The organism is Allobosea sp. NPDC055332 (assembly GCF_053645455.1).
The window spans coordinates 794312-819707 of sequence record NZ_JBSHMO010000001.1; the positions used below are offsets into that span (position 1 = coordinate 794312).

General features: G+C 66.6%; 26 protein-coding genes. 11 read left to right on the plus strand and 15 right to left on the minus strand.

Annotated features, from left to right (window positions below):
• Positions 1-85 precede the first annotated feature (85 nt).
• The 4 genes from ACWIGM_RS04090 to ACWIGM_RS04105 form a co-directional block, all read right to left on the minus strand.
• The gene (locus ACWIGM_RS04090; RefSeq protein ID WP_454024645.1) at positions 86-814 is read right to left on the minus strand and encodes a TetR/AcrR family transcriptional regulator; all 729 of its coding nucleotides are present in this window, start codon (positions 812-814) and stop codon (positions 86-88) included.
• A gap of 69 nt (positions 815-883) precedes the next feature.
• On the minus strand, positions 884-1699 hold the full coding sequence (gene proC, locus ACWIGM_RS04095) for a pyrroline-5-carboxylate reductase (protein ID WP_454024646.1): 816 nt from the start codon (positions 1697-1699) through the stop codon (positions 884-886).
• A gap of 83 nt (positions 1700-1782) precedes the next feature.
• Complete coding sequence (locus ACWIGM_RS04100; protein ID WP_454024647.1) at positions 1783-2289, minus strand: type III secretion system chaperone family protein; 507 nt, start codon at positions 2287-2289, stop codon at positions 1783-1785.
• 354 nt (positions 2290-2643) lie between these two features.
• Positions 2644-2898 carry an accessory factor UbiK family protein gene (locus ACWIGM_RS04105; protein ID WP_454024648.1) on the minus strand — a complete coding sequence of 85 codons (255 nt, stop codon included), beginning with the start codon at positions 2896-2898 and terminating at the stop codon, positions 2644-2646.
• Between the two features lie 197 nt (positions 2899-3095).
• Between ACWIGM_RS04105 and ACWIGM_RS04110 the strand changes: the two genes are divergently transcribed.
• The 7 genes from ACWIGM_RS04110 (at position 3096) to pth (ending at position 9510) form a co-directional block, all read left to right on the plus strand.
• Positions 3096-3638, plus strand: a complete 543-nt coding sequence (locus ACWIGM_RS04110) for a hypothetical protein (RefSeq protein WP_454024649.1) — start codon at positions 3096-3098, stop codon at positions 3636-3638.
• A gap of 206 nt (positions 3639-3844) precedes the next feature.
• Positions 3845-4789: a ribose-phosphate pyrophosphokinase gene (locus ACWIGM_RS04115; protein ID WP_454024650.1), complete on the plus strand. Its 945-nt coding sequence runs from the start codon at positions 3845-3847 to the stop codon at positions 4787-4789.
• A gap of 14 nt (positions 4790-4803) precedes the next feature.
• Positions 4804-5547 (plus strand): 7-cyano-7-deazaguanine synthase QueC, encoded by a 744-nt coding sequence (gene queC / locus ACWIGM_RS04120; protein WP_454024651.1) that lies wholly within the window; start codon positions 4804-4806, stop codon positions 5545-5547.
• On the plus strand, positions 5537-6100 hold the full coding sequence (locus tag ACWIGM_RS04125; RefSeq protein WP_454024652.1) for a VUT family protein: 564 nt from the start codon (positions 5537-5539) through the stop codon (positions 6098-6100). Before queC ends, ACWIGM_RS04125 begins: the two co-directional genes overlap by 11 nt.
• Positions 6101-6193: 93 nt before the next feature.
• Positions 6194-8050 (plus strand): putative bifunctional diguanylate cyclase/phosphodiesterase, encoded by a 1857-nt coding sequence (locus tag ACWIGM_RS04130; RefSeq protein ID WP_454024653.1) that lies wholly within the window; start codon positions 6194-6196, stop codon positions 8048-8050.
• A gap of 142 nt (positions 8051-8192) precedes the next feature.
• Positions 8193-8810, plus strand: coding sequence for a 50S ribosomal protein L25/general stress protein Ctc (locus tag ACWIGM_RS04135; protein WP_454024654.1), 618 nt, complete (start codon positions 8193-8195; stop codon positions 8808-8810).
• Positions 8811-8895: 85 nt separating this feature from the next.
• Positions 8896-9510, plus strand: coding sequence for an aminoacyl-tRNA hydrolase (pth, locus tag ACWIGM_RS04140; protein ID WP_454024655.1), 615 nt, complete (start codon positions 8896-8898; stop codon positions 9508-9510).
• 9 nt (positions 9511-9519) lie between these two features.
• On the opposite strand, the gene ACWIGM_RS04145 is transcribed toward pth, so the two are convergent.
• On the minus strand, positions 9520-10119 hold the full coding sequence (locus ACWIGM_RS04145) for a hypothetical protein (RefSeq protein WP_454024656.1): 600 nt from the start codon (positions 10117-10119) through the stop codon (positions 9520-9522).
• A gap of 200 nt (positions 10120-10319) precedes the next feature.
• Here ACWIGM_RS04145 and ychF point away from each other — a divergent pair, with 200 nt between their 5' ends.
• On the plus strand, positions 10320-11417 hold the full coding sequence (gene ychF, locus ACWIGM_RS04150; RefSeq protein ID WP_454025439.1) for a redox-regulated ATPase YchF: 1098 nt from the start codon (positions 10320-10322) through the stop codon (positions 11415-11417).
• 130 nt (positions 11418-11547) lie between these two features.
• Entirely contained in the window at positions 11548-12561 is a 1014-nt protein-coding gene (locus ACWIGM_RS04155) for a MaoC family dehydratase (protein ID WP_454024657.1), read from the plus strand.
• A 35-nt stretch (positions 12562-12596) separates the two neighbouring features.
• Here the strand turns inward: ACWIGM_RS04155 and ACWIGM_RS04160 are convergent, their stop codons facing one another.
• The 10 genes from ACWIGM_RS04160 to ACWIGM_RS04205 form a co-directional block, all read right to left on the minus strand.
• Complete coding sequence (locus tag ACWIGM_RS04160; RefSeq protein WP_454024658.1) at positions 12597-13460, minus strand: NAD(P)H-binding protein; 864 nt, start codon at positions 13458-13460, stop codon at positions 12597-12599.
• Positions 13461-13507: 47 nt separating this feature from the next.
• The gene (locus ACWIGM_RS04165) at positions 13508-14821 is read right to left on the minus strand and encodes a sensor domain-containing diguanylate cyclase (protein ID WP_454024659.1); all 1314 of its coding nucleotides are present in this window, start codon (positions 14819-14821) and stop codon (positions 13508-13510) included.
• A 53-nt stretch (positions 14822-14874) separates the two neighbouring features.
• Positions 14875-15519, minus strand: coding sequence for a class II aldolase/adducin family protein (locus ACWIGM_RS04170; RefSeq protein ID WP_454024660.1), 645 nt, complete (start codon positions 15517-15519; stop codon positions 14875-14877).
• Complete coding sequence (gene mtnA, locus ACWIGM_RS04175) at positions 15516-16625, minus strand: S-methyl-5-thioribose-1-phosphate isomerase (RefSeq protein WP_454024661.1); 1110 nt, start codon at positions 16623-16625, stop codon at positions 15516-15518. The genes ACWIGM_RS04170 and mtnA overlap by 4 nt, the downstream gene beginning before the upstream one ends.
• A 4-nt stretch (positions 16626-16629) precedes the next feature.
• The gene (locus ACWIGM_RS04180; RefSeq protein ID WP_126109306.1) at positions 16630-17175 is read right to left on the minus strand and encodes an adenine phosphoribosyltransferase; all 546 of its coding nucleotides are present in this window, start codon (positions 17173-17175) and stop codon (positions 16630-16632) included.
• Positions 17176-17245: 70 nt separating this feature from the next.
• A complete protein-coding gene (locus ACWIGM_RS04185) occupies positions 17246-18127 on the minus strand; it encodes an S-methyl-5'-thioadenosine phosphorylase (RefSeq protein WP_454024662.1) in 882 nt (293 codons plus the stop codon).
• A 133-nt stretch (positions 18128-18260) separates the two neighbouring features.
• Positions 18261-19142, minus strand: a complete 882-nt coding sequence (locus tag ACWIGM_RS04190) for a cytochrome c1 (RefSeq protein WP_454024663.1) — start codon at positions 19140-19142, stop codon at positions 18261-18263.
• 8 nt (positions 19143-19150) lie between these two features.
• On the minus strand, positions 19151-20422 hold the full coding sequence (locus ACWIGM_RS04195) for a cytochrome b (protein WP_454024664.1): 1272 nt from the start codon (positions 20420-20422) through the stop codon (positions 19151-19153).
• A gap of 55 nt (positions 20423-20477) precedes the next feature.
• Positions 20478-21029 carry a ubiquinol-cytochrome c reductase iron-sulfur subunit gene (gene petA / locus ACWIGM_RS04200; protein WP_454024665.1) on the minus strand — a complete coding sequence of 184 codons (552 nt, stop codon included), beginning with the start codon at positions 21027-21029 and terminating at the stop codon, positions 20478-20480.
• 192 nt (positions 21030-21221) lie between these two features.
• Complete coding sequence (locus ACWIGM_RS04205) at positions 21222-23087, minus strand: ABC transporter ATP-binding protein (protein WP_454024666.1); 1866 nt, start codon at positions 23085-23087, stop codon at positions 21222-21224.
• A gap of 356 nt (positions 23088-23443) precedes the next feature.
• Here ACWIGM_RS04205 and ACWIGM_RS04210 point away from each other — a divergent pair, with 356 nt between their 5' ends.
• The gene (locus ACWIGM_RS04210; protein WP_454024667.1) at positions 23444-23902 is read left to right on the plus strand and encodes a RidA family protein; all 459 of its coding nucleotides are present in this window, start codon (positions 23444-23446) and stop codon (positions 23900-23902) included.
• Positions 23903-23977: 75 nt separating this feature from the next.
• Entirely contained in the window at positions 23978-25390 is a 1413-nt protein-coding gene (locus ACWIGM_RS04215) for an aminotransferase class V-fold PLP-dependent enzyme (RefSeq protein WP_454024668.1), read from the plus strand.
• Positions 25391-25396: the final 6 nt, after the last annotated feature.

A 25396-nucleotide genomic window follows, 5' to 3' on the forward strand; every position in this document is an offset into this window, starting at 1 on the left:
ATTCGCAAGCGTTGGCTAATGCCTGCTTAACGGTGTCACTTTTTTGCCACAATCGGCGGTTGCTGATCGCAACCAAAGATTGCAGTCAGATGGCCGGCGCGTAGTCGTCGCCCTCCTCGCCGCGCATCCGCTCGCGCCGCGGCGTGCGCTTGACACCGGAGCAGAGCGAACGGGCCAGCCCCCGCAACGGTGCCGTCAGCCGGTGGACATCCTCGACACGCGCCATAATCTGCCCGGCCGTCTTCAGCTCGCGATCGAGCTTCGCCATGGTGCGCGACAGCTCCGGCTCGTCGTCCTCGAGCCAGGTGTCGAGCACGCGTGCCATCAGCAGCGTCGCGCCACGGACACGGACGGAGCCGAGATCATCTTCGGTCGGGATCCCCGCAGATGCGAGCAGGAAGCGCCAGGAGTTCACGGAATTGCGCCCGAGCGCGGCGAGCGCCAAAGGCTGGCGCCGCAGATGCGGCATCAGCGCCTTCAGGCCGGCCTTGTAGGGTGCCAGCGCATCGAGCCGGCGCATCACCAGATCGAAGACGCGCTCCTTGTAGGATTCCTCCATCAGGTCATCGGAGCTGCCCGCCAGCACGGCATCGTCGAGGATGCGGCCGAGGCCGCCAAGGATCGCGAGCTTGGAGGGGAAGAGCCCGCGGAGTTCGGCCAGGCTGATTCCGGCCTCGCGGGCGATCGCCGGCAGTTCAATCTCATCCCAGCTCTGCGTCGCCGCCAGCCGGAACAGGGCGTCGACCACGGCGCGCCGCGGATCGGGCTTCGTCGCAGGTTTCTCAGTCTCGGGGGAAACGGGTTTGCGCGCCATCGGCTTCTCTCCTGTCGCGAGCAGATAGAAAAGAAGCTAAGGCGCAACCGGGGCGCTTGAAAGGCCGCCTCAGCCGGAAAGCTCCTCGGCGCGGCGTTTGGCAGCAGCGACCGCGCGTCGCATCAGCGGCGCCAGGCCATTGTCCGCCATCAGCACTTCGAGGGCGGCGGCGGTCGTGCCGCCCGGCGAGGTCACGTTCTGGCGCAATGTCGCCGGCGGCAGCGGCGACTGGAACAGCATCTCACCGGCGCCCTCCACGGTCGCTCGCGCCAGCCGCTCGGCCAGATCAGATGGAAGCCCCGCTGCGGTCCCGGCGGCAGCCAGGCATTCGACCATATGGAAGACATAGGCCGGACCGGAGCCGGAGACGGCGGTCACTGCATCGATCAGCCCTTCGTCGGAGAGCCATTCGACCTTGCCGACGCCGGCGAGCAGTGCGTCCGCCAATTGCCGCTGCGCCTCGCCGACCCCGGGCCCCGCCGCAGCAGCGGTGACACCGCGCCGGACCGAAGCCGGCAGGTTCGGCATGGCGCGCACGATCGCGCCGGCATTGGGCAGGCGGGCCGAGAGATCGCCGAGCGTCTTGCCGGCGAGGACCGAGATCAGCAGCGTCTTCGGCCCGATCAGCGCCTGGACCGACGGGGCCGCCGTATCGAGCATCTGCGGCTTGGTCGCCAGCACCACCACCTCGGCAGGTGCCGGCGCGGCCGGATTGACGCTCATCCCCTCGGCGGCAGCCAGAGCCTGCATCGCGTCGGAAATATGCGGGTCGAGCAGCGTGATCCCCGCGCCCTTCACGCCGATGCGCAGCCAGCCTTCGAGCATGGCGCCGCCCATCTTGCCGGCGCCGACAAGCGTCAGGGTTTGCGGAAGCAGGCTCGACATGGCGTCTCTCCGGTCTATGCGCGGTTGCGCACGGACCTGAACCGCCAAGCGCGGCCCGGGTCAAGTCCCGGGCCAGCCCGTCCTCACGCTTCGCCGACCGTCTCCAGCAGCGCGCCTTCGAGCGCCTCGCGGGCGTTCTTGCCGGCCCAGACCACGAACTGGAAGGCCTGATAATAGCGCTCGCAGGAGTCGATCGCCGCCTTGATCAGCCCGGCGGCCTGCTCCTCGGTCGGCTCGGCTCCACCGGAGAGCAGGAGCGCATGGCGATACATCACCACGTTCTCGCGACTCCACAGGTCGAAATGCCCGAGCCAGAGCTGCTCGTTGACCAGGCTGACGAGGTTCATCACCTCGCTGCGGCGCCGGTCCGGCACCTTGAGGTCGAAGGCGCAGGCGATGTGAAGCGATTCGACCTCGGAAAGCCAGGTGATCGCAACGTGATAGTCGGCCCAGCCACCGGTGACGGAGACCGAAAGCTCGTCATCGCTGTCGCGATCGAAGCTCCAGTCGTTCAGTGCGGCGAGGCGTTCGACGAGATCGAGGGGATTGGAGGGGCGTTCGGTATCGGCGTCCAGATCAAGGTCCATCATGCCCAAGGTCCAACAGCCGGCTTCCTTGCTCAAAGAGCAGGTCCGACCTGTTCGAGAACGGGAACACGGCGACTGGAAAAGCGTAAGGCACGCAACCCGACCAGGAGATCACTTGTACGATCTCCGCTTCACCGATCGGCTCCGAGCGAAGCCCACCGACGAATCACCTCTCTTCATCGACGATAGCTCAGGCGAGTCCGGAGCCCTAACAGAACCTGCGTGGTTCTGATCGAGCCCTTCGGCACCCGGTACGCGATGCAAGCTCTGCGGATTCGATGCCGGCCTCAATCCCTCAAGGAGACTGTCCACAACACGAAGGTGTTGGCTGGCCGCTGGCCAAACTTGACCGAGGACTTACTTCGACTCGGACTTGGCCTCGAGCGCCGCCAGCCGGGCCGCGAGCTTGTCGTTCTCCTCGCGCGCCAGCAGAGCCATCTCGCGCACGGCCTCGAATTCCTCGCGGGTCACCACGTCGAGATCGCGCAGCAGCCGCTCGATCTGGGTCTTGACCACGGTCTCGACCTCGCGGCGCACGCCCTGGGCCGCACCCGCGGCATCGGTCGCCAGCCGGGCGATGTCGTCGAGGATACGGTTGGACGTGCTGGCCATCGAAACTCTCCGGGCGGGCGCCCCATGCGCCTTGCCGGGAGATATGGCGAAGGAGCGTCCCCAGCGCAATCGCCGCGGCGCAGCATGGCTCGGCTACCCCTCGCCTGACCTATCTGGACCTGACCGATCGTTGCGCCTAAAACGGTCGCCGCAGGGAAGACCAGCAATCCGAGCCCAAACAATGGGCGGGAGGCGTCATGTCGGTACGTTTTAACGGCCTCGTTCTGGGGCCGCTCGCTGCGCTTGCGCTCGCAGGCTGCCAGGAAACCACCACCACCGCCGCGCGGCCGCGCGTCGATGCGCCGGGCGTTCCGGTCTCGGTCCAGAGCATTTCCGGCGCGCCGGACCAGGTGACGGCGCATTTCGCCGGCCTGCTCGGCGAGGCCGCCGCCGAGCGCAAGATGGAAATCGTCCCCGGCGACAAGCCGGCCCGATTCCGGGTGCGCGGCTATCTCACCGCGCAGCCGACCGAAGACGGCCAGACCGCCCTCGCCTTCGTCTGGGACGTCTATGACGAGAGCAAGAAGCGCGCCCAGCGCGTCCAGGGCGAGAGCCTCGGCAAGCGTGGCGGCGGCGCCGATCCCTGGGCCGGCATCGACCAGACCATCGTCGCCAAGGCCGCATCCGAATCGGCCGATGCGATCGCGAGCTTCCTGACCACGGCGCCGGTGCCGGAACCCAAGGCCGACGCCAAGGACAAGACCCGCACCGCCCAGGCGAGTCCCGACAAGAAGCGCTGAGATCACCGCGCCCGCGCAGTTCCGGCAAGAGCGTCCTACGGCTTCCCGGTAAACGTGCAGCACGCCGCGGTGCAGTGCAGCATTTGCATGGGGACGCCGCGCCTCTTTTGTCGACTCGGCGTCATCACGCTGTTATGAGCGCTTCGAAACTGGGCCGCCCCCGCTCGGACGGTTCGCCTTTTTCTGCGTTTCTGGTGCGCCCCGGCATGCCCTCTTCCTTCAAAGTCGTCGCCGGCAATTCGAACCGCCCCCTCGCCGAAGCCATCTGCAGTCATCTCGACGTACCGCTGGCCCGGGCTCAGGTCCGGCGCTTCGCCGATATGGAGATCTTCGTCGAGATCCAGGAGAATGTCCGCGGCCAGGACGTCTTCGTCATCCAGTCGACCTCGTTCCCGACGAACGACCACCTGATGGAGCTGCTGATCATCACCGACGCGCTGCGCCGCTCCTCGGCCAGGCGCATCACGGCGGTGATCCCCTATTTCGGTTATGCCCGGCAGGATCGGCGCGCCTCTGGCCGCACCCCGATCTCGGCCAAGCTGGTCGCCAACCTGATCGCCCATGCCGGCGTCGACCGCGTGCTGACGCTCGACCTGCATGCCGGCCAGATCCAGGGCTTCTTCGACATCCCGACCGACAACCTGTTCGGCGCCCCGCTGATGGCGCGCGACATCAAGGACAGGCTCGACTGGAAAAACGCCATGGTCGTCTCGCCCGACGTCGGCGGCGTGGTGCGCGCCCGCGCTTTGGCCAAGCGGATCGACGCCCAGCTCGCCATCGTTGACAAGCGTCGCGATCGGCCGGGCGAGTCCGAGGTGATGAACATCATCGGCACGGTCGAGGGCCGCTCCTGCATCCTGCTCGACGACATCGTCGATTCCGGCGGCACGCTGGTGAACGCCGCCGAGGCCCTGCTCGAGCAGGGCGCCAAGGAGGTCTACGCCTACATCACCCATGGCGTGCTCTCCGGCGGGGCGGTCGCCCGCATCGCCTCCTCCAAGCTCAAAGAGCTGGTGATCACCGATTCGATCATGCCGACAGAGGCGGTGAAGGTGGCGCGCAACATCCGCGTCATCTCGATCGCCGGACTGATGGGCGAGGCGATCGAGCGCACCGCCAGCGAGTCGAGCGTCTCCAGCCTGTTCGATTGACGGAGCGCAGCGCGATGGCGGCCATGACGGCCGGCGCGGACCGGGCCCTCGTCCTCTTCTCCGGCGGCCAGGATTCCACCGTCGCTTTGGCTTGGGCGCTCAAGCGCTTCGCTGCCGTCGAGACGGTCGGCTTCGACTACGGCCAGCGTCATCGTGTTGAGCTGGAGTGCCGCGAGACGATCCGGGCCAAGCTGCCCGATCTGTCGCCGATCTACGCAAAAGGGCTCGGGCCGGATCACTTTCTCGATCTCAGGACGCTTGGCGCGATCTCGGACACCGCGCTCACCAGCGAGAGCGAGATCGCCTTCGCCGAGACCGGCCTGCCGACGACCTTCGTCCCCGGCCGCAACCTGATCTTCCTGACCTTCGCCGCAGCATTGGCCTATCGCCGCGACTGCAAGCACATCGTGCTCGGTGTCTGCGAGACCGATTATTCCGGCTATCCCGACTGCCGCGACGACACGATCAAGGCGATGCAGGTCGCGCTCGGCCTCGGCCTCGACCGCCGGCTCGTGCTGCACACGCCGCTGATGTGGCGCGACAAGGCGCAGACCTTCGCCCTGGCGAAGGAGCTGGGCGGCGACGCCCTGCTCGATCTGGTGGTCGAGGAGAGCCACAGCTGCTATCTCGGCGACCGAACCAAGCGGCATCCTTGGGGCTATGGCTGCGGCCATTGCCCTGCCTGCGACTTGCGAGCCAGGGGCTTTGCGGCCTATGAGGCCGAGCCCGACGACAGCGGACCAGACCATGACGATTGATCGGCAGCGCCAGATCGAGGGGCTCATCGCCCTCGCCCTCTTCACCCTGACGATCCCGCTCGCCAATTGGCTGATCGGCAATGCCGGCACGGTCTGCGTGCCCAATGGCCCCTGCCTCGTCCCGGTCGCGCCAGGTATCAAGGCGCCGAGCGGCGTGTTGATGGTCGGGCTCGCGCTCGTCCTGCGCGACATCGTCCAGCGCCGGCTTGGCCCGCTTGCGGGCCTCGGTGCGATTGCGATCGGCACGCTGATCTCCGCAATGCTGGCGCCGCCGGCCATCGTCCTGGCCTCGACCACAGCCTTCCTGCTTTCCGAGATGGCGGATTTCGCGGTCTATACCCCGCTGCAGAAGCGCAATTTCGTCGCCGCCGTCGCCGCCTCGAGCGTGCTCGGCCTTGTCGTCGACAGCCTCGTCTTCCTCTGGCTCGCCTTCGGCAGCCTCGACTTCCTGGCCGGGCAGATCATCGGCAAGGCCTGGATGGTGCTGCTGGCGCTGCCCTTGATGCATCTGCTGCGTCGGCGCGACGAACGGCTCGGCCTCTTACCCGCCTGAAGAGGGTTAAAGCCAACAATTCGACCTAAGCGGGAAACGGCGGTTTCACGCCCCTGCGGCATATTGGCTGCCTTCATCCCGCCGAGTGCCCCAATGCGTCGTCACGATTCCGTCGAGCGTCTGCAATCCCTGCAAAACGCGACCCTGGAATCGATCGCGCGGGGCGAGGAACTCGCTGCGATCATGACTGCGCTTTGCGAGCGCGTCGAAGCTCTCGCCCCCGGCGTGATCTGTTCGGTCGTCGCCATCGACGACGATTTCCGGTTGCGTCCAATCGCGGCGCCGAGCTTGCCGCCCAGCTATGGCGCGGCCGTCAACGGCACGCCGATCGGCCCGCGCGTCGGCTCCTGCGGCACGGCGATCTATCGCAAGAGCCCGGTCGAGGTGACCGACATCGCGACCGATCCGCATTGGGAAGGCTACCGCGAACTCGTGCTGCCGCTCGGCCTGCGCGCCTGCTGGTCGAGCCCGATCGCAGCGCGCGACGGGCGCATCGTCGGCAGCTTCGCCTTCTATTACCGCGAACCACGCGGCGCCACGCCCTTCGAGCGCCGGATCGTCGAGACCTGCGTGCATCTGTGCGCCATCGCGATCGAGCATGAGGAGGTGAGCGCCCGCAACCACCGCCTCGCCTATTTCGATACGCTGACCGGTCTGCCGAACCGAGCCCGCTTCAATGAGGCGATCGCCCAGACGACCAGCCGATCGCGGGCCGGCTTCGGATTGATGCTGATCGACATCGATCACCTCAAGGCGGTCAACGACACCATGGGCCATGCCGTCGGCGACTTGCTGATCGAGGCCGTCGGCTCGCGGCTGGCCGGGACGGCGCCGCACGGAACCGCATTCAGGATCGGCGGCGACGAATTCGCCATCCTGCTGCCCGGTTGCGACAAGGCCGGGCAATTGCGCGGCGCCGCCAGCGCCATCCTCGCCGCGATGCAGGTGCCGATCGACTGCGAGGGCACGACCATCGTCCCGAGCGTCACCATCGGCGGGGCCATCGCCGGCGAAGACGGCGCCGACAGCGTCACCCTGCGCCAGAATGCCGATTTCGCCCTCTATCACGCCAAGGAAACGCGGCGCGGCGGTTACGTCCGCTTCAAAGGCGGCCTGCGGACCTCGATGACCCGCCGTATCCAGACGATCCGCGCCGTCGATGACGCTTTGAGCGCCGGCCATCTGGTGCCCTATTATCAACCGGTCATCCGGCTCGACACCGGCGAGATCCGGGGCATGGAGGCGTTGGCACGGTTGCGTCTCGACGATGGTCGCGTCGTGGCGGCCGGCGAGTTCCAGGATGCTCTGCACGATCCCAAGCTCGCCTATCGCATCTCCGGCCAGATGCTGGCGGCGATCGCGACCGACATGGCGCGGTGGCTGCGCGAAGGCCTGCCAATCCACCATATCGGTCTCAACGTCACTTCGGCCGATTTCCAGAAGGGCGATCTCGTCCAGCGCATCGTCAGGGCTTTCGATCGGGCGCAGGTGCCGCTCGAGCATCTCGTCGTCGAGATCACCGAACAGGTGATCATGGGCGGACGTCGCGATGGCGTCGCCCGCACCATGCAAGCCCTGCGCGAGCGTGGCATCCAGGTCGCGCTCGACGATTTCGGCACCGGCTTCGCCTCGCTCACCCACTTGCTCGACTTCCCCGTCGACGCGATCAAGATCGACCGTTCCTTCGTCGGTGGCATCGAAGGCGGAACGCGGAGCGGCGCCATCGTCGAGGCCCTCATCGGCGTCGCCAGCCGGCTCGGCATGCGGATCGTGGCCGAGGGTATCGAGAGCGAAGGCCAGGCGCGGCGCCTGGCCGGGATGGGCTGCCGGCTTGGCCAGGGTTATCTCTATTCCCGGCCGATGCCGGCGGAGGCGGTCCCCGTCTTCGTCGGCAGCTTCAGCCGGCCGGCATCCGGCTCGCGGCCACGCCCTGCCGCCACGGCCGCCTGATATCCGCCTGCGGGCTTGAGATTGCCGGCAATTTCGCCTATGAGCCTGCTCGCGTCCCACTGACACCCTTGGAGGCAGGGACGCGAACCGCAATGGCCGCCCGCTGGCGGCCATGTCTTTTAAAGAACTAAGGATCAGACACATGACCGCCGTGAAGCAGATTCAGGCTTCGGCGCGCGCCCAGGTCGGCAAGGGGGCCGCCCGGGAAGTTCGTCGCCAGGGCCTCACTCCCGCCGTGATCTATGGTGCGGGCGAAGCGCCCGTCGCCATCGCGCTCGATGCCAACAAGACCCGCCAGATGATCTATGCTGGTCACTTCCTGACCACGCTGTTCGAGATCGATGTCGACGGCAAGAAGACGCGCGCCATCCCGCGCGACTACCAGCTCGACCCGGTCAAGGATTTCCCGATCCACGTCGACTTCCTGCGCATCGCTGCCGGCCAGACCATCAAGGTCGAAGTGCCGCTGCACGTTGTCGGCCAGGAGCAGTCGCCGGGCCTGAAGAGCGGCGGCGCCCTCCAGATCGTCGAGCACTCGCTCGAGATCGAAGTCGCCCCCGAGAGCATTCCCGAGTTCATCGAGGTCTCGGTCGCCGGCCTCGCCGTCGGTGACACGCTGCACGTCGACGCGCTCAAGCTGCCGGCCGGCGTCAGCCTGACCTCGACCAAGGACCGGACCCTGGTCACGATCATCCCGCCGACGGTCGAGGCCGAAGAGCCTGCCGCCGCCGAGGGCGAAGCGGAAGCCGCCAAGGCCTGAAGCCTGGCGCTCCCCGCGGACTACGCTTACAGACGGCCGGGCATGCCCGGCCGTTTTGCTATGACAACCGGTGCGGAACCGAACGATGCTGATCTTCGCCGGCCTCGGCAATCCCGGCCAACGCTATGCCCGCAATCGCCATAATATCGGCTTCATGGCGGTCGAGGCGATCGCTCGCGCAGCCCGCGCCGCGCCCTGGCGCGCCCGTTTCCAGGCTTATGCCTGCGAAGCGACGATCGGCGGCGAGAAAGTGCTGCTGCTGATGCCGCAGACCTATATGAACGAGTCCGGCCGCGCGATCGGCGAGGCCGCGCGCTTCTTCAAGGTCGCGCCGGCCGACGTCGTCGTCTTCCATGACGAGCTCGATCTGCCCCCGGCCAAGCTGCGCGTGAAGCTCGGCGGCGGCAATGCCGGCCACAACGGCCTGCGCTCGACCACCGCGGCGATCGGCAACGACTACCGCCGCGTCCGGATGGGCATCGGCCATCCCGGCGACAAGGCGCTGGTCCATCCCTATGTGCTCAACGACTTCGGCAAGGCCGAGGAACCCTGGGTCGAGGATCTCTGCACCGCCTGCGCCGACAATGCCGCCCAGCTCGCGGCCCATGACGATGCCGGCTTCCAGAACAAGATCCACTTGTTCATGGAAGCGCGCGGCCATGGCGCCGTGAAGCGCCTTGGCGAGAAGGCGACGGATTAGGGCTTCCTCTCAGAGCGGGAGCTGGGCACCCGCCTTGGCGATCGTCACCCGGGCGCTCGACAGGCTGCCGTCGGCCTGCCGGCTGGCGGTCAGCGCCACCTGTACACCGGCAGCGAGATCGGCCGCCTGCGCCGGCGCGGCCATGATGATGTTGGCCTCGGGCGTGATCGCGATCGTCTGCTCGCCGCCCGGATAGGTCAGCGTGACGCTGCTGCCGTCGACGCGCGAGACCGTCTCGGCCACGGTCGCATTGGTCATCGTCGAATCCGGCAGGACGGCCCAGGGCCTGTGGCCCTCGCCGGTGCCGCGCATCGCCTCGGGAAAGATGAAGACCTGCACGGCCGTCAGCCCGCCCCCGGCCTGTGGGCGGGCGCCGACGCCGATGAAGCTGCCCTTCCTGATATCGGCCATCGAAGCCTTGACCACGGCGCCAACCGAATAATTGGGCGCAAGCGCGACCGTCGTCGTGCCTTCCTGCGTCTTGACCGTGAGCGACTGGCCCTCGAGACGCTCGACCGTGCCGCGCACGCGGGTCTGGAGTGCCTGCCCCTGTGCGCTGGCCGCGGAAAGCATGACGCAGCCGATCAGGGCGAGCGAGGCGAGGCGCATGGAGCAGCTCCGATAGCCGGTCATTTCTGTAGCGCTCCACTCGTGCGCGCTCGGCAATCGCGCCGCCATGCACGTTCGCGTGAGCCGGGCTCGCGCCCGCCATCTTGTCTTTTGCTGCTCTGCACCCAATAAGGCCCGGGAGAACCGAAAACGCTTTTTCCGCGGCGACGAAACCCGCCGCGATGCACTGGACGGGCAGCATGGGCTTCAAATGCGGTATCGTCGGCCTGCCGAATGTCGGCAAGTCGACCCTCTTCAACGCGCTGACGCAGACGGCGGCGGCGCAGGCGGCCAACTACCCGTTCTGCACGATCGAGCCGAATGTCGGCGACGTCGCAGTCCCCGACGAGCGGCTTGAGGCGCTCGCAGCGATCGCCGGCTCGAAGGAGATCATCCCGACCCGGCTGACCTTCGTCGACATCGCCGGCCTGGTGCGCGGAGCCTCCAAGGGCGAGGGTCTCGGCAACCAGTTCCTCGCCAATATCCGCGAATGCGACGCCATCGCCCATGTCGTGCGCTGCTTCGAGGACAGCGACATCACCCATGTCGAGGGCAAGATCGCCCCGATCGCCGATATCGAGACGATCGAGACCGAATTGATGCTCGCCGATCTCGAAAGCCTCGAGAAGCGCGTTCTGCCGCTGGAGAAGAAGGCCAAGTCCGGCGACAAGGAGGCCAAGGAAGCGGCCGACCTGATGAACCGCTGCCTCGTGCTGCTGCGCGAGGGCAAGCCGGCCCGCCTGGTCCAGGTCGCAGCCGACGAGCGCAAGGCGTTCGAGATGCTCGGCCTGCTCTCTTCCAAGCCCGTGCTCTATGTCTGCAATGTCGAGGAAGCCAGCGCCGACAAGGGCAATGGCTTCTCGGAGCAGGTCAAGGCGCGCGCAGCCGAGGAAGGCGCGGTCGCCGTCGTCGTCTCGGCCAAGATCGAGAGCGAGATCGCGGTGCTGCCGGCCGCCGACCAGAAGGACTATCTCGAAGCCGTCGGCCTCGACGAGCCCGGCCTCAACCGCGTGATCCGTGCCGGCTACGCGCTGCTCAACCTCGTCACCTATTTCACCGTCGGCCCCAAGGAAGCCCGCGCCTGGACGATCGAGAAGGGCACCAAGGGGCCTGCCGCCGCCGGCGTGATCCATACCGATTTCGAGAAGGGCTATATCCGCGCCGAGACGATCGCCTATGACGACTATGTCGCCAACAAGGGCGAGAGCGGCGCGCGCGAGGCCGGCAAGTTCCGCCTCGAAGGCAAGGAATACGTCGTCGCCGATGGCGACGTGCTGCATTTCCGCTTCGCCAACTGAACCTCGGCCGTCGGAGCGGATGCCGCTCCGGCGATATGTCTGGTGAGCATTCGGAGTTTGCGCGTTTTCGGCTCGATCGACCGTGATCCTCCGAGCAGGATATGCGCCCGAGCAATGAGATGGGCTACCGATGCTCTATTTCGAGGACTTCATCGCCGGCTCCGTCACTGAGCATGGCGCCCTTCCCGTCTCGCAGGACGACATACTCGCCTTCGCCAGGCGTTTCGACGCGCAGGACTTCCACATCGATCCCGACAAGGCCAAGGCGAGCTTCGTCGGCTCGCTGATCGGCTCGGGCTGGCACAGCTGCGCCCTGCTGATGCGGCTGGCGGCGGAAGCCTTCTTCCTCGACTCGACCTCGATGGGTTCGCCCGGCGTCGAGGAGGTCAAATGGCTGCGGCCGGTGAAGCCCGGCGATGTGCTGAAGCTGCGCTGGACCGTCGCCGAGACCAAGGAATCGCGGTCCCGGCCGGAGATGGGGCTGGTGAAGTTCCGCTTCGAGCTCATCAACCAGCGCGGCGAGCCGGTGGTCGAGCAGAACAACTGGGTGATGTTCGGCCGCCGCGGCTCCGGCTTCGAGGCGGCGCGCGGCGACTGGCTGAAGCATTCGGCGAGCTACGTGCCGCCGCTGGCGACCGTCAGCGTCGAGCCGCCGGCCAAGCCAACGGCTCCTCCCGGCTATTTCGACGAGCTCGTAGTCGGTGAGAGCTATGAGCTCGGCAGCCTGGTCTTCACGTCGCAGGAGATCGTCGCCTTCGCCCGCTCCTTCGACCCGCAGCCCTTCCACATGGACGAGGATGCGGCCCGCAAGAGTTCCTTCGGCAGCCTCTGCGCTTCGGGCTGGCATACGGCTGCCGGCTGGATGGCGGCGATGGTCAGCCACCGCCGCCGCCAGGAGGCGATGCTCGCCCCCGCTGCCGCGCCGCGCCTCGGCCCCTCGCCCGGTTTCAAGAACCTGCGCTGGCTGAAGCCGGTCTATGCCGGCGACCGGATCACCTATCACTCGACCGTCGCAGACCGGCGCCCGAGCCTGTCGCGTCCGGACTGGGGCCTGTTCTTCCACCACAACACCGGCGTCAATCAGAAGGGCGAGACTGTCTTCAGCTTCGACGGCTGCGTCTTCATCGAGCGCAAGCCGGCCTGAGGCCGGCGCGCAGCTGCCGCAGCGGCCCCGGCAGATCAGGCCTTCGCGGCAGATGCCGCGCGACGGACGAAGTCGCGGAAGCTCTCCGGCGCACGACCCGTCAGGACGGAAAAGTCGTCGGAGACCCCGCTGTAGCGGCCTTCGGCGATCGACGCGCACAAGGTGGAGAAGGCAGAAGGCCAAGGGTCGTCGAGCTCTGCCGATGCCAAGGTCCGGTATTCGTCAACGGTGCAGGGACGATAGCTGACCTGGCTGGCGACCGTTTCGCCATAGGTGGCAGTCATCTCGTCGAAGCCCAGCGCCAGACGTCCCGTGAGTGCATGGATGTTGGCGGTCTTGTCGGGGTTGGCCGCGACTGCCGCCACGGCCGCCGCGACGTCATCTCGTGAGATTGGTGCAACCCGGCCGCCCCCTGCGGGCAGCGCCAGCTCTCCCGACGCCAGGCTGGAGGAAAGCCAGTGGTCGAGAATGAATTCGCAGTACAGGCCGCATCGGAGGATGGTCGTGGGCACGCCGCAAGCAGCAAGGCGGCGCTCCGCGTCGCGATAGACAGGCGCGAAGTAGAACGGCGACTGATCGCCGACATCGACAATGCTGGTGAAGACGATATGCCTCGCGCCAGCCGCGGCAGCCGCCCCGATGGCATTGGCGTGATGGCGCATCACCGCGTTCGCGTCACCGTCGCTCGACACGAGGACAACCTCATCGATCCCCGCGAAGGCGCGCCTCAGGGCGGAGGTGTCTTCGTAGTCGGCGACGCGCAGCGCGACTTCGGGCGGCAGGCGCTCCACTGCGGTTCGGCGGTCCCGGACCATCGCGACCACATCGTGGCCGAGCGACACGAGCCTGCCGACGACAGCGCCGCCCACATGGCCAGTGGCTCCCGTGACCAGGATCATGTGCGGCTCCAGGATCCCATGGATCGCGCAGCTTGGATTGCGCCGCTCTATCCGGCAATGCGCCGGAAAACCGCTGCCGCCGGCGGGTTCGCCAGCTCAATACGGTCGCGGCCATTGCGCTTGGCAGCGTAGAGGGCATTGTCCGCGCTGGCATGAAGGCCGGTGCCATCCAGCGGCCCCGTCCCCGCACACAGGCCGATCGAGACGGTCACGCCCGTCAGCTCGTCATGGAGGAGACGCCATGGCACGCGCCGCAAGGCGCGGCGGATGGTCATCGCGGCCTCCTCGGCTGCCTCGATCGACGTGTCGCCGAGCAGGACCCCGAACTCCTCGCCACCGATCCGCGCCACCAGCGTCGAGGCCGATGTGATCTGGGCCGCGATGACCTCGGCGATGGCTTTCAGACAGGCATCTCCGACGAGATGACCGAAACGGTCATTGATCGTCTTGAAGTGATCGACATCGATCATCAGCAGCGAAAGCGGCTCCGGCCGGGCGGCGGCATCGGCGAGCCGCGTGACGAAGCGGCGGCGATTGGCGAGGCCGGTCAGTCCATCGGTTTCCGCCAGCTCCGCCAGCGCTATATTGGCCCGGCGCAGCGCCTCTTGCGCTTCGAGCAATTCCATCTGCTGGCGCTTGGCGATGGTGATGTCGGCATGCGTGAAGAAGCTGAGCCCGCCGGTACTGTGCCGCGCGATCAGCCGGAGCCAGCGCTGGCCAGGCAACTCGATCTCGAAAGGCACGCCGTCATAGCGCAGGCCGTTGCTGATCGCGGCGCGCCAGGCGCCCGTAGGTGAGGTGCCGCGCCAGCACCAGGCGATGATCTCATCCAGCGTGCGCCCCACCACCGGGGCACCGCGCGGCAGATCGTAGAGCCGCCGAAAGGCGTCGTTCGCCGCGATCACCCGTTCCTTCGTATCGAGTATCGTGGCGCCATCCGGAATGAAGCGGAGCGCATCGATGAGCGGTAGCGCCAGTTCCGGCGCCGTCTCGGTGCTGTTCTCGACATCGAGCGGCTGCCACATGCGCACGCGGCCGCCATCGGGCGCCCGCAACGACGAGGCGCGCAGCTTGCGCCCGTTATGGATGAATTCGAAGGGCTGGGTCTGGTTCTCATGACGTGCCACGCCTTCGGCGACGTGCCGCGCAATGTCCGGCATTTCCTCAGGCGTAAGGCGGAGTCGATAGAAGCGCACCAGATTGTCGGCGTAAGGCTCGCCGACATAGATCTCGCCGTCGTCCTCGGGGAAGAGCTGCAGGAAGGTCCTGTTCCAGCACAGTGCCCGCATCTGCTCATCGTATTCGCAAACGCCGATACCAAGGGCGTCAAGCGAGTCGAGCAGATAGCGCGAGAGCTTCATCCCGCCGTCAATAACCGAGAGCCGTTAACAACCGGTGAGATGAGCCTTTAAGATCAGCCTACCTTTCCGTAACCCGCGAACCTGGCCGATACACGCTCCATCTCGGCCGCATCGAGGATGACCGGCTCGAGACCTGAGGCCAGCAGGTCGAGATATTGCCCGGCCAGGTTCTCGACCTCGGCGACGATGGTATGCGCCCCGGCCAGGCTCCCGCCGAGCGCGATCACGCCGTGATTGGCGAGCAGCACTGCCTTGCGGCCCTCCAGCGCCCCGACCGCGTTCGCCGCCAGCTCCGGCGAGCCGAAGGTGGCATAGTCGGCGCAGCGCACATCGGCGCCGCCGCAGAGCGCGATCATGTAGTGGAAGGCCGGGATGCCGCGGCGCGCGCAGGACAGCGCCGTGGCGCGCGGCGAGTGCGTATGGACGATCGCCTGGGCGTCGGGCCGTGCCTTGTAGATCGCGACATGGAACGGCCATTCGGACGAAGGCTTGCGGCTGCCGCTCAGAACCGTCCCGTCGAGGGCGACGTAGATCAGATCCTCTGCCTTGGTCTGTGCGTAGGGCAGGCCCGATGGTGTGATCAGGAAGCCGTCGCCGAAGCGCGCCGAGACATTGCCCGATTTCGAGGGGCAGAAGCCAGCCTTGTCGATCGCCTGCGCGACCGCGACGATCTCCTCGCGCAGTGTCTGTTCACTCATGCCGCCATACCGCTCGACATTTCAGGAAAGAGCCTCGCCAGCCCCTCGAGGCTCGCCGATGCGATGCCACGCTCGGTGATCAGGCCGGTGACCAGCCGCGCCGGCGTGACGTCGAAGGCCGGGTTGCAGGCCGGGCTGCCGGGCGCCGCGACCTGGAAGAAGCCGGTGCTGCCATCCTCGCTCTGGCCGAACAGATGCGTGACCTCGCGCTGGCTGCGCTCCTCGATCGGGATCTCCTTCAGCCCGTCGTTGAGCGTCCAGTCGATCGTCGGCGAGGGCAGCGCCACATAGAACGGCACGCCATTGTCTCTCGCGGCCAGCGCCTTGAGATAAGTGCCGATCTTGTTGGCGACGTCGCCGGTCGCGGTCGTGCGGTCGGTGCCGACGATCACCATATCGACCTGGCCATGCTGCATCAGATGGCCGCCGGCATTGTCGACGATCACGGCATGCGGCACGCCATGGCTGCCGAGTTCGTAAGCCGTCAGGGCCGCGCCCTGGTTGCGCGGACGGGTCTCGTCGACCCAGACATGGACGGGAGTACCGGCATCATGCGCCAGGTAGATCGGCGCCAGCGCCGTGCCCCAGTCGACGGTGGCGAGCCAGCCGGCATTACAATGGGTCAGGATGTTGACCGGCACGCCCGCCGGCTTCTTCGCCGCGATCGCACGGATCACGCCGAGCCCATGCTCGCCGATGGCGCGGCAGAGTGCGACATCCTCGTCGCAGATCGCGCCCGCCTCGGCATAGGCCGCAGCGACCCGTTCCGCCTCCGGCAGATCGATAAGGCGCCGGCGCATTCGCGCCAGTGCCCAGTGCAGGTTCACTGCCGTCGGCCGGGTCGCGCCGAGTAGAGCGAGCGCCTGCTCCAACGCGGCGTCAGAGGCATCGACGCGCAGCGCCAGCGCAACACCATAGGCCGCGGTCGCGCCGATCAGCGGCGCGCCACGCACCGTCATGTGGCGGATCGCATGCGCGGCCTCATCGGCGGTCGCAAGTCTCACCGTCTCGAAATGGAAGGGCAGCCTTGTCTGGTCGATGACGACAACGCCCCAGCCGTCCTCGTCGAGCCAGATCGTGCGGTAATGGCGCCCATGGATCTTCATGGCTTCAATGCCCCGCGAAGGAGACCAGCGTGCGCACCGGCACGCCCAGCCGCCTGATCTTGTCGGCGCCACCGAGATCCGGCAGGTCGATGATGAAGCAGGCGGCCACCACCTCGGCCCCGAGCGAGGAGAGCAGCTTCACCGCCGCCTCGGCCGTGCCGCCGGTGGCCACGAGATCATCGACCAGCAGCACCCGCTCGCCGCGCGAGACCGCGTCCTTGTGCACCTCGATCTCGTCGGCGCCATATTCGAGCGAATAAGGCATGCCGACCGTCTCATGCGGCAGCTTGCCCTTCTTGCGCACCGGCACGAAGCCGGCCGAAAGCTGATGCGCCACGGCGCCGCCAAGGATGAAGCCGCGCGCCTCGATGCCGGCGATCTTGGCGATCTTCAGGCCGGCGAAGGGCTGCACCAGCTCGTCGACCGCCCGGCGGAAGGCGCGGGCATCGCCGAGCAGCGTGGTGATGTCGCGGAACTGGATTCCCGGCGCCGGATAATCGGGAATCGTCCGGATCGCATTCTTCAGATCGGCGAGCGCGCTGCGGTCCATGACAATCGTCCATCGGCTGGGGCGGCTCCTCTTAACCCGAGGTGGCCGTTCCGGGAAAGCCGGCGCAGCGTCAGCCCTGCGCCTTCAGCACGCGCCCAGCCACCGCATCGAGCTTGGCCACGAGCTTGGGATCGCGATGCTCCGGCGCCGTGACGATCGCGAAGTCCAGCGCATTGTGCGAACCGGCCGGGCAGGCCTCACGCTCGCGCGGGAAATCGGCCGCGAGCCGCGCCACCAGCCGGCGCGCCTTGTCGGCATTGGCGTGCAGCACGGCGATCACGGAGGCGACGTCGACCGCGCCATGCTCCTCGTGCCAGCAATCATAGTCGGTCACCATGGCGACGGTCGCGTAGGTGATCTCGGCCTCGCGGGCGAGCTTGGCCTCCGGCATCGCCGTCATGCCGATCAGGTCGTAGCCGAGGCCCTTATAGGTCAGCGATTCCGCCAGCGTCGAGAATTGCGGGCCTTCCATGGTGACGAGCGTGCCGCCCCGAACGAAGGGAAGATCCTCTGCCGTCGCAGCCGCGGCGATGCGCTCCTGCAATTGCGGCCCGACCGGATGCGCCACCGAGACATGGGCGACGCAGCCCTTGCCGAAGAACGAGCTGGCGCGGCCGGCGGTACGGTCGACGAACTGATCGACCAGCACGAACAGGCCGGGATAGAGCTCGGCCTTGTAGGAACCGCAGGCGGAAAGCGAGACGAGGTCGGTCACCCCTGCCCGCTTCAGCACGTCGATATTGGCGCGGTAGTTGATCTCGGAGGGCGGGATCGCATGGCCGCGGCCATGGCGCGGCAGGAAGACGATCTTCGTCTCTCCCATCCGCCCGATCCGGAGCACGTCGGACGGCTCGCCCCAGGGGCTCTCGATCCGCTCCTCGCGCAGATCGGTCAGGCCCGGCAGGTCGTAGATGCCGGAGCCGCCGATGATGCCCAGAACCGCTTCAGCCATGCCTCAGTCTCCGATGATTGCCCGGATAAGGATCGAGATTCGTGACAGCCGTAACACGGCGGCACGCGATCGAATGCAGCCCACAAACGAAAAAGGGCCCCGTCTCCGGGGCCCTTTCAAACTCAGATCTCGCTCAGTGCGCCGAAGCGTGGTCGGGCAGGCGCGACCAGATCTTCTTCTTGGTGAAGTAGAGCAGTCCGGCGAAGAGCGCGAGGAAGAGCATCACCTGGAAGCCCATGCGCTTGCGCGCCTCGAGATGCGGCTCCGCCATCCAGACCATGAAGGCGGCGACGTCCTTGGCGTATTGCTCGACCGTCTCCGGCACCGGCGACTTGCCGTCCGATCCCTTCGGATACTCGACCTGGCCGTCGTTCAGCGGCTTCGGCATCGCGATCAGGTGGCCGGGCATATAGGTGTTGTAGTTCTGCCCCGGCAGGAGCGGCGGGAACTCCTTCGGCGGGTCCTTGTAGCCGGTCAGGAGCGCGACGATGTAGTCCGGCCCCTGCTCCTGGTACTGGGTGAAGATGTCGAAGATGAACTTCGGGAAGCCGCGCTCATAGGTACGCGCCTTGGCGAGCATGTCGATCGGCGGCGGATAGGCGCCGCCATTGGCAGCGCGGGCCGCCTGCTCGTTCGCGAACGGCGCCGGGAAGGCGTCGGCCGGACGCCCCGGGCGCTCGAACATCTCGCCCGAATCGTTCGGGCCGTCCTTGATGTTCGTATAGCTCGCGGCCAGCGCCGCGACCTGCGAGGCGGTGAAGCCGGGGCCGCCCGGCTGCGATAGGTTGCGGAACCGGACCAGGCTCATCGCATGGCAGCTGGCGCAGACTTCCTTGGCGACCTTGAAGCCGCGCTGCAGCTGGGCCTGGTCGAACTTGCCGAACGGGCCCGAGAAGGTCCAGCTCTGGGCCGGCGGCTTCGGGCCGGCTTCGGCGGCCAGGACCGGTGAGGCAGCAGCGATAGCGAGGCCCGTGACGAGACCAGCGAGCGACAGGCGGAGGGACATCTTGCTCATGGTCTCGTTCAGCCCTTGGCCTGCGGTTCCGAGGCGGTGGCGTGGCCGAGGCGTGCGCCCGAGCCGCCGAGCACCGAGTCGGCGATGGAGGTTGGCATCTGCGCCGGCCGCTCGAAGATGCCGATCAGCGCCAGCGCGACGAAGAAGCCGAAATACAGCACCGTCAGGATGCGCGAGATGGTGACATAGGGCTCGTCGGCCGGCATGGCGCCGAGGTAGCCGAGGCCGATGCAGACAAGGACGAACATCCAGAAGAACTGGCGCGCGATCGGCCGGTAGGTCATCGACTTGACCTTGGAGGTGTCGATCCAGGGCAGGAAAGCGAGGATGACGATCGCGCCGCCCATGGCGAGCACGCCGCCGAGCTTGTCGGGGATGGCGCGCAGGATCGCGTAGAACGGCAGGAAGTACCATTCCGGGACGATGTGGGCAGGCGTGGAGGCCGGGTTCGCCGGGATGTAGTTGTCGGCATGGCCCATGAAGTTCGGCTGGTAGAACACGAACCAGGCGAAGACCAGCATGAAGCAGACCATGCCGAACAGGTCCTTGATGGTCGCATAGGGCGTGAAGGGAACGGTGTCCTTCTTGACGTCCTTCACCTCGACGCCGGTCGGGTTGTTCTGGCCGACATGGTGCAACGCCCAGATATGCAGGACGACGACGCCGGTGATCATGAAGGGCAGCAGGAAGTGCAGCGAGAAGAAGCGGTTCAGCGTCGGGTTGTCGACCGAGTAGCCGCCCCACAGGAAGGTGACGATCGTCTCGCCGATCACCGGCAGCGCCGAGAACAGGTTGGTGATGACTGTCGCGCCCCAGAAGGACATCTGGCCCCAGGGCAGCACGTAGCCCATGAAGGCAGTGGCCATCATCAGCAGGAAGATGATGACACCGAGGATCCACAGCACCTCGCGCGGTGCCTTGTACGAGCCGTAATAGAGGCCGCGGAAGATGTGGATGTAGACCGCCACGAAGAACATCGAGGCGCCGTTGGAGTGCAGATAGCGCAGCAGCCAGCCGAAGTTCACGTCGCGCATGATGTGCTCGACGGAGTTGAACGCCATGGTCGCGTTCGGCGTGTAGTGCATCGCCAGGATCACGCCGGTGATGATCTGTGCCACCAGCATGAACACGAGGATGCCGCCGAAGGTCCACAGCAAGTTGAGGTTGCGCGGCACCGGATAGGAGACCGCCGAATCGTGCATCAGCCGCACGATCGGCAGGCGCGCATCGAGCCAGCGCTCGATCCCCGTCTTCGGTTGGTAGGTGCTGTGACCGCTCATGCTCGCCTCAAGCTCTCTCAATTCCGCTCGATGCCGTCCTCGCCTTCAAAAAGGCTCAGCCGATCTTGATCTTGGTGTCCGCGGTGAACGCGTAGGGCGGCACCGGCAGGTTCAGCGGCGCGGGACCCTTGCGGATGCGGCCGGAGGAATCGTAATGCGAGCCGTGGCAGGGGCAGAACCAGCCATCGAACTCGCCCTTCGGCTCGCCGGGGGCGTTGCCGAGCGGCACGCAGCCGAGATGGGTGCAGTTGCCGTAGACGATGAGATAGCGCTCGTGGCCGGCCTTGGTGCGCTGCTCGTCGGTCTGCGGATCGCGCAGCGTCGCGACGTCGACGGCCTTGGCCTCGTCGATCTCCTTCTTGGTGCGGTTGCGCACGAAGATCAGCTTGCCGCGCCAGAACAGCTTGATCGCCTGGCCTTCCGCAATCGGGGCGAGGTCGAGATCGATCGGGGCGCCGGCGGCGACGACCTGGGCGTCCGGCGCCAGTTGGCCGAGCAGCGGCACGACGACCGCGGCAGCGCCGATGGCACCGAAAGCGCCGGTCGTCAGCATCAGAAAGTCGCGGCGGGTGGGTTCGGTGCCAGTCGTATTGGTCGCTTGCGCCACGATCCAGTTCCCTGCTCGGCTGCCGGCCTGGCCGGCTGAAACACAATCAAACGCCCCCATGGGGGCGCGAGCGCAGAGCCGCCATCTGGCGGCGCGTCGCCTGCCGCGCTCTTTGGCATGCAGTTTTGACGAAGTCTACTGTTCCCCGTGCCGCAGCCCACTGCGTTGCAGCAAGGCTGCCGTGCAGTCGGCTCAGGCCGGAATCCTGTCGCTGTCGGCGAGCGCCAGGAAGCCACCCGACTGCCGGGCCCACAGGCGGGCATAGAGCCCGCCACGCCGCACCAATTCGTCATGGCTGCCCATGTCGACGATCCTGCCCTTGTCGAGCACGATCAGCCGGTCGAGGGCGGCGATGGTGGAGAGCCGATGCGCGATCGCGATCACGGTCTTGCCTTCCATCAATGTGGAAAGCTGCGCCTGGATCTCGGCCTCGACCTCCGAATCGAGCGCTGAGGTCGCCTCGTCCAGGATCAGGATCGGCGCATCCTTGAGCAGGACGCGCGCGATCGCGATACGCTGGCGCTGGCCGCCGGAGAGCTTGACGCCGCGCTCGCCGACGCGCGAGTCGAAGCCCTGGCGCCCATCCTGGTCGGTGAGGCCAAGGACGAAGTCGTGCGCTGCAGCACGCGTGGCCGCCGCCGCGATCTCGTCCTGCGTCGCACCGATGCGGCCATAGGCGATGTTGTCGCCGATAGAGCGATGCAGCAGCGAATTGTCCTGTGTCACCATGCCAATCTGGCTGCGCAGCGACTCCTGCGTCACATGGGCGATGTCCTGCCCGTCGATCAGGATGCGGCCCGCATCGAGCGGGTAGAGCCGCAGCAAGAGGTTGACCAGCGTCGACTTGCCCGCCCCGGAGGGGCCGACCAGCCCGATCTTCTCGCCCGGCTTGATCTCGAGGTCGAGATTCTCGAACAGGCCCAGCGGCTTGCCGTAGTTGAAGCGGACATGCTCGAAACGCACGCCACCCTGAGCGACCTTGAGCGGCGTGGCGTCGGGCGCATCCGGCAGATCGTGCGGCTTGGCGATCGTCTCCATGCTCTCCTGCACCGAGCCGATATTCTCGAAGATGCCGCGCACCAGATGGATCAGCCAGCTCGACATCTGGACGAGGCGCAGCACCAGCCCGATCGCGGCGGCGACCGCGCCCGGCGTCATCTCGCCTTGCGCCCACAGATGCAGGCTGAGCCAGGCCGTCGCCACCACCAGCAAGCTGTTCATCGTCTGCAGGATGACGCTGACGCCGGTGATCAGCCGCGACAGGTTGAGGAAGGAGGCATTCCAGCGCGTCAGTGATTCGCGCACGGCCGAGCGCTCGGCATCGGCGCGGGCAAACAGCTTCACCGTCAGGATGTTCGTATAGGAATCGACGATGCGCCCCGTCGTGGTCGAGCGGCCGAGCGAATTCGCCTCCGAGCGCTTCTTGGCCCGCGGCACGAAATAGATCAACAGCGCGACATAGGCCGCCAGCCAGACGATCACCGGCATGGCGAGCCAGACGCTGGTCGAGCCGAAGAAGCCGATCGCGACCGAGGCGAAGATCAGCGCGTACCAGAGATCGTCGATGACCTCGATCGTCGCGCCGCGAATCGCCTGACCGGCCTGGATCACCCGTGCCGAGAGCCGGCCGGCGAAATCGTTCTGGAAATAGGAAAGCGCGTGGCCGAGCGTGTAGACATGGTTGCGCCAGCGGATCTGGTTGGTGATCTGCGGCACCACCACCTGGTCGACGATGGCGTGGTTGGCGAAATAGACCAGCGGCCTCGCCACGGTCACGACAAGCGCTGCGCCGATCAGCAACCAGCCATGCTCGCTGAAGACCTGTTCGGGCGAATTCTTCGTCAGCAGGTCCACGAACCAGCCGACCATCAGGTACATCGCCGCTTCGATGCCGGAAAAGCCGAGCCCCGTCAGCATGATCAGGGCCATCCAGCCCTTCACGCCCTTGATGTGGTGCCACATGAAGCGGAACACGCCGGTCGGCGGCGTCTGCCGCTCGTCGAAGGGCGCGAAGACGTCGATGCGGCTTTCAAGGAAACGGAAGAGCGGGGCGAACATGTGGGGCACCGCCCTCCTCGGATCGGCCGATACCGATATGGGGCGTATCGCGCGCCGTGGCCAGAGTGTGCGGCGCACGCCGGTCAAGCCATGACAGCAACGCATGGCGAACGGGAGATTGGGGTCGCGATAGCTGCCGGTTGCGGACTGTTCTGACAATCACACAGGCGGCACGGGAGTGGAGAATAAAATTCCACCTACACGGGTAATTTTGGAAGGATATTACCCGTAGTCGTACGACGAAGGAACCACTACTTCGGCATGGCGGAACCCGTATCTGCGTCCTTGCCTGCGTCCTCCCGACGCGCCGAGCATGCCTCCACGCCGCGGGTGACAGCGGCGCTTTGGAGGCGACAATGACCAAGATGCTTTGCGCGCTCGCTCTGGCGAGTGCGCTTGTCCTGCCGGTTTCCGCGCAGGCCCAGACCGCCGGCAAGACGGTGATCGCGACGCCGAACGCTCCTGAGGCGATCGGCCCCTATTCGCAAGCGATCAAGGCCGGAAACATGGTGTTCCTGGCCGGGCAGATCCCGATCGATCCCAAGACCAAGCAGCTGATGAAGGACGCCAGCATCGAGGATCAGACCAAGCTCGTCCTCGACAATCTCAAGGCCGTGCTCGAAGCCGACGGCCTGACGATGGACAACGTCGTCTCGACCAGCGTTTTCATGAAAGACCTCAACGAGTTCGGCAAGATGAACGAGGTCTACGCAACCTATTTCAAGTCCGCGCCGCCGGCACGCGCCACCGTCGAGGTCGCCCGCCTTCCCCGCGACGTGAAGGTCGAGATCGGCGCCATCGCCGTCCGCCCCTGATCTGAGCCGCCGGCCTTACGCCGGCGAGCTCCCTGGCCCGACGAAAAGGACTGCCCGCAATCATGGAGTAGTGTCATGCAGATCTCGGAAGAGAAGACGCTCGCTTTCGACCCGAACCGCCGCGCCTTCATCGGCGCCCTTGCTTCCTCTGCCGCCTTCGCCGGCTCGCTGGCGAGTTTCGTACCGACCGGCGCGAGCGCTCAGGCGCCTGCGGCCGCTGCCCTCGCCAACGACGCCGCCTTCTGGGCGGATGTCCGCAAGCTCTTCGACCAGAAGCCCGGCGTCCGCTACATGAACATCGGCACCGCCGGTTCCATGCCGGTCGAGACGCAAGCCTTCCTCCACGCCGAGTCGCGCCGGCACGCTCACGAGTCGATGAGCGGCTACGGTAATTACCTGCCGCAGCGCCAGGCGCTGGCGAAGAGCTTCGGCTGCGATGCCGACGAGATCGTCATGTCCGGCAACACCTCGGACGGCATGTGCCATGCCCTGCTCGGCATGGTCTGGCGCCCGGGCGACGAGATCGTCACCACCAACCACGAACATTCGGGCGGCAATGCGCCGATGGCACTCTTGCAGGACCGCTATGGCGTGGTGATCAGGCGCGTCATCCTGCCGGTCGGAAACAAGCAGAAGGCCGAGGATTATGTCGACCTGTTTTCGGCCGCCATCGGCCCGCGCACCAGGGCGCTGGTCTTCTCGGCGCCGACCTACAAGACCGGCACCCTGCTGCCGGTCAAGATGCTGGCCAAGCTCGCCCAGGACAAAGGCATCGTCAGTGTCTGCGACGCCGCGCACCTGCCGGGCATGATCAACATCAACATGCGCGATCTCGGTGTCGATTTCCTCGCCGGTGCCGGCCACAAATGGCAGTGCGGGCCACTTGGAACCGGCATCCTCTATGTCCGCAACAAAGTGTTGCCGCAGTTCAACCCCCTGCCGCTGCCGGACTACTATCCGGTGGTGACCAGCGCCTATCCGGCCACGGGCGGCCTGCCGCCGCGTACCAGGACCGACAAGGAGAGCGACGATCTCGCCGCGCGCCTCCAGAGCACCGGCAGCCGCAATGCGCCCGTCTATCTGGCGCTCGGCAAGTCAGTCGAGATCTGGGACCGGATCGGCCGCGACAAGATCGCGACCTACACGGTCGGCATGGCGCAGCACCTCAAGGAGAAGATCGCGGCGAAATGGGGCGTCGATTCGCTCTACTCGCCGAAGGACGATCCGCGTCTGGTCTGTGCGCTGACCGCCTTCAACCCGTTCCGCAATCCCGAACACATCAAGGACAAGGCCAAGTCCGACGCCTTCGTGAAGCGCATGCTGGACGAATACGGCTTCGTCATCCGCAACTCGAACTTCCCGGTCGCCGGCCAGAAGGACGAGCACTACGGCGTGCGCGTCTCGACGCATCTGTGGAGCAACATGGGTGATGTCGACCAGCTGGTCGACGCCATGTGGGAACTCGCGGGCAAGATGCACGTCGCCTGATCCATT

Coding starts and splice junctions, on each gene's coding strand:
- ychF (WP_454025439.1), top strand. CDS start 10,320: ATGGGCTTCAAATGCGGTATCGTCGGCCTGCCGAATGTCGGCAAGTCG.
- ACWIGM_RS04105 (WP_454024648.1), bottom strand. CDS start 2,898: ATGGCCAGCACGTCCAACCGTATCCTCGACGACATCGCCCGGCTGGCG.
- ACWIGM_RS04135 (WP_454024654.1), top strand. CDS start 8,193: ATGACCGCCGTGAAGCAGATTCAGGCTTCGGCGCGCGCCCAGGTCGGC.
- proC (WP_454024646.1), bottom strand. CDS start 1,699: ATGTCGAGCCTGCTTCCGCAAACCCTGACGCTTGTCGGCGCCGGCAAG.
- ACWIGM_RS04115 (WP_454024650.1), top strand. CDS start 3,845: ATGCCCTCTTCCTTCAAAGTCGTCGCCGGCAATTCGAACCGCCCCCTC.
- ACWIGM_RS04195 (WP_454024664.1), bottom strand. CDS start 20,422: ATGAGCGGTCACAGCACCTACCAACCGAAGACGGGGATCGAGCGCTGG.
- ACWIGM_RS04210 (WP_454024667.1), top strand. CDS start 23,444: ATGACCAAGATGCTTTGCGCGCTCGCTCTGGCGAGTGCGCTTGTCCTG.
- ACWIGM_RS04155 (WP_454024657.1), top strand. CDS start 11,548: ATGCTCTATTTCGAGGACTTCATCGCCGGCTCCGTCACTGAGCATGGC.
- ACWIGM_RS04165 (WP_454024659.1), bottom strand. CDS start 14,821: ATGAAGCTCTCGCGCTATCTGCTCGACTCGCTTGACGCCCTTGGTATC.
- ACWIGM_RS04125 (WP_454024652.1), top strand. CDS start 5,537: ATGACGATTGATCGGCAGCGCCAGATCGAGGGGCTCATCGCCCTCGCC.
- ACWIGM_RS04190 (WP_454024663.1), bottom strand. CDS start 19,142: ATGAGCAAGATGTCCCTCCGCCTGTCGCTCGCTGGTCTCGTCACGGGC.
- ACWIGM_RS04205 (WP_454024666.1), bottom strand. CDS start 23,087: ATGTTCGCCCCGCTCTTCCGTTTCCTTGAAAGCCGCATCGACGTCTTC.
- ACWIGM_RS04215 (WP_454024668.1), top strand. CDS start 23,978: ATGCAGATCTCGGAAGAGAAGACGCTCGCTTTCGACCCGAACCGCCGC.
- ACWIGM_RS04185 (WP_454024662.1), bottom strand. CDS start 18,127: ATGGCTGAAGCGGTTCTGGGCATCATCGGCGGCTCCGGCATCTACGAC.
- queC (WP_454024651.1), top strand. CDS start 4,804: ATGGCGGCCATGACGGCCGGCGCGGACCGGGCCCTCGTCCTCTTCTCC.
- ACWIGM_RS04110 (WP_454024649.1), top strand. CDS start 3,096: ATGTCGGTACGTTTTAACGGCCTCGTTCTGGGGCCGCTCGCTGCGCTT.
- pth (WP_454024655.1), top strand. CDS start 8,896: ATGCTGATCTTCGCCGGCCTCGGCAATCCCGGCCAACGCTATGCCCGC.
- ACWIGM_RS04145 (WP_454024656.1), bottom strand. CDS start 10,119: ATGCGCCTCGCCTCGCTCGCCCTGATCGGCTGCGTCATGCTTTCCGCG.
- ACWIGM_RS04170 (WP_454024660.1), bottom strand. CDS start 15,519: ATGAGTGAACAGACACTGCGCGAGGAGATCGTCGCGGTCGCGCAGGCG.
- ACWIGM_RS04090 (WP_454024645.1), bottom strand. CDS start 814: ATGGCGCGCAAACCCGTTTCCCCCGAGACTGAGAAACCTGCGACGAAG.
- ACWIGM_RS04130 (WP_454024653.1), top strand. CDS start 6,194: ATGCGTCGTCACGATTCCGTCGAGCGTCTGCAATCCCTGCAAAACGCG.
- ACWIGM_RS04100 (WP_454024647.1), bottom strand. CDS start 2,289: ATGATGGACCTTGATCTGGACGCCGATACCGAACGCCCCTCCAATCCC.
- mtnA (WP_454024661.1), bottom strand. CDS start 16,625: ATGAAGATCCATGGGCGCCATTACCGCACGATCTGGCTCGACGAGGAC.
- ACWIGM_RS04180 (WP_126109306.1), bottom strand. CDS start 17,175: ATGGACCGCAGCGCGCTCGCCGATCTGAAGAATGCGATCCGGACGATT.
- ACWIGM_RS04160 (WP_454024658.1), bottom strand. CDS start 13,460: ATGATCCTGGTCACGGGAGCCACTGGCCATGTGGGCGGCGCTGTCGTC.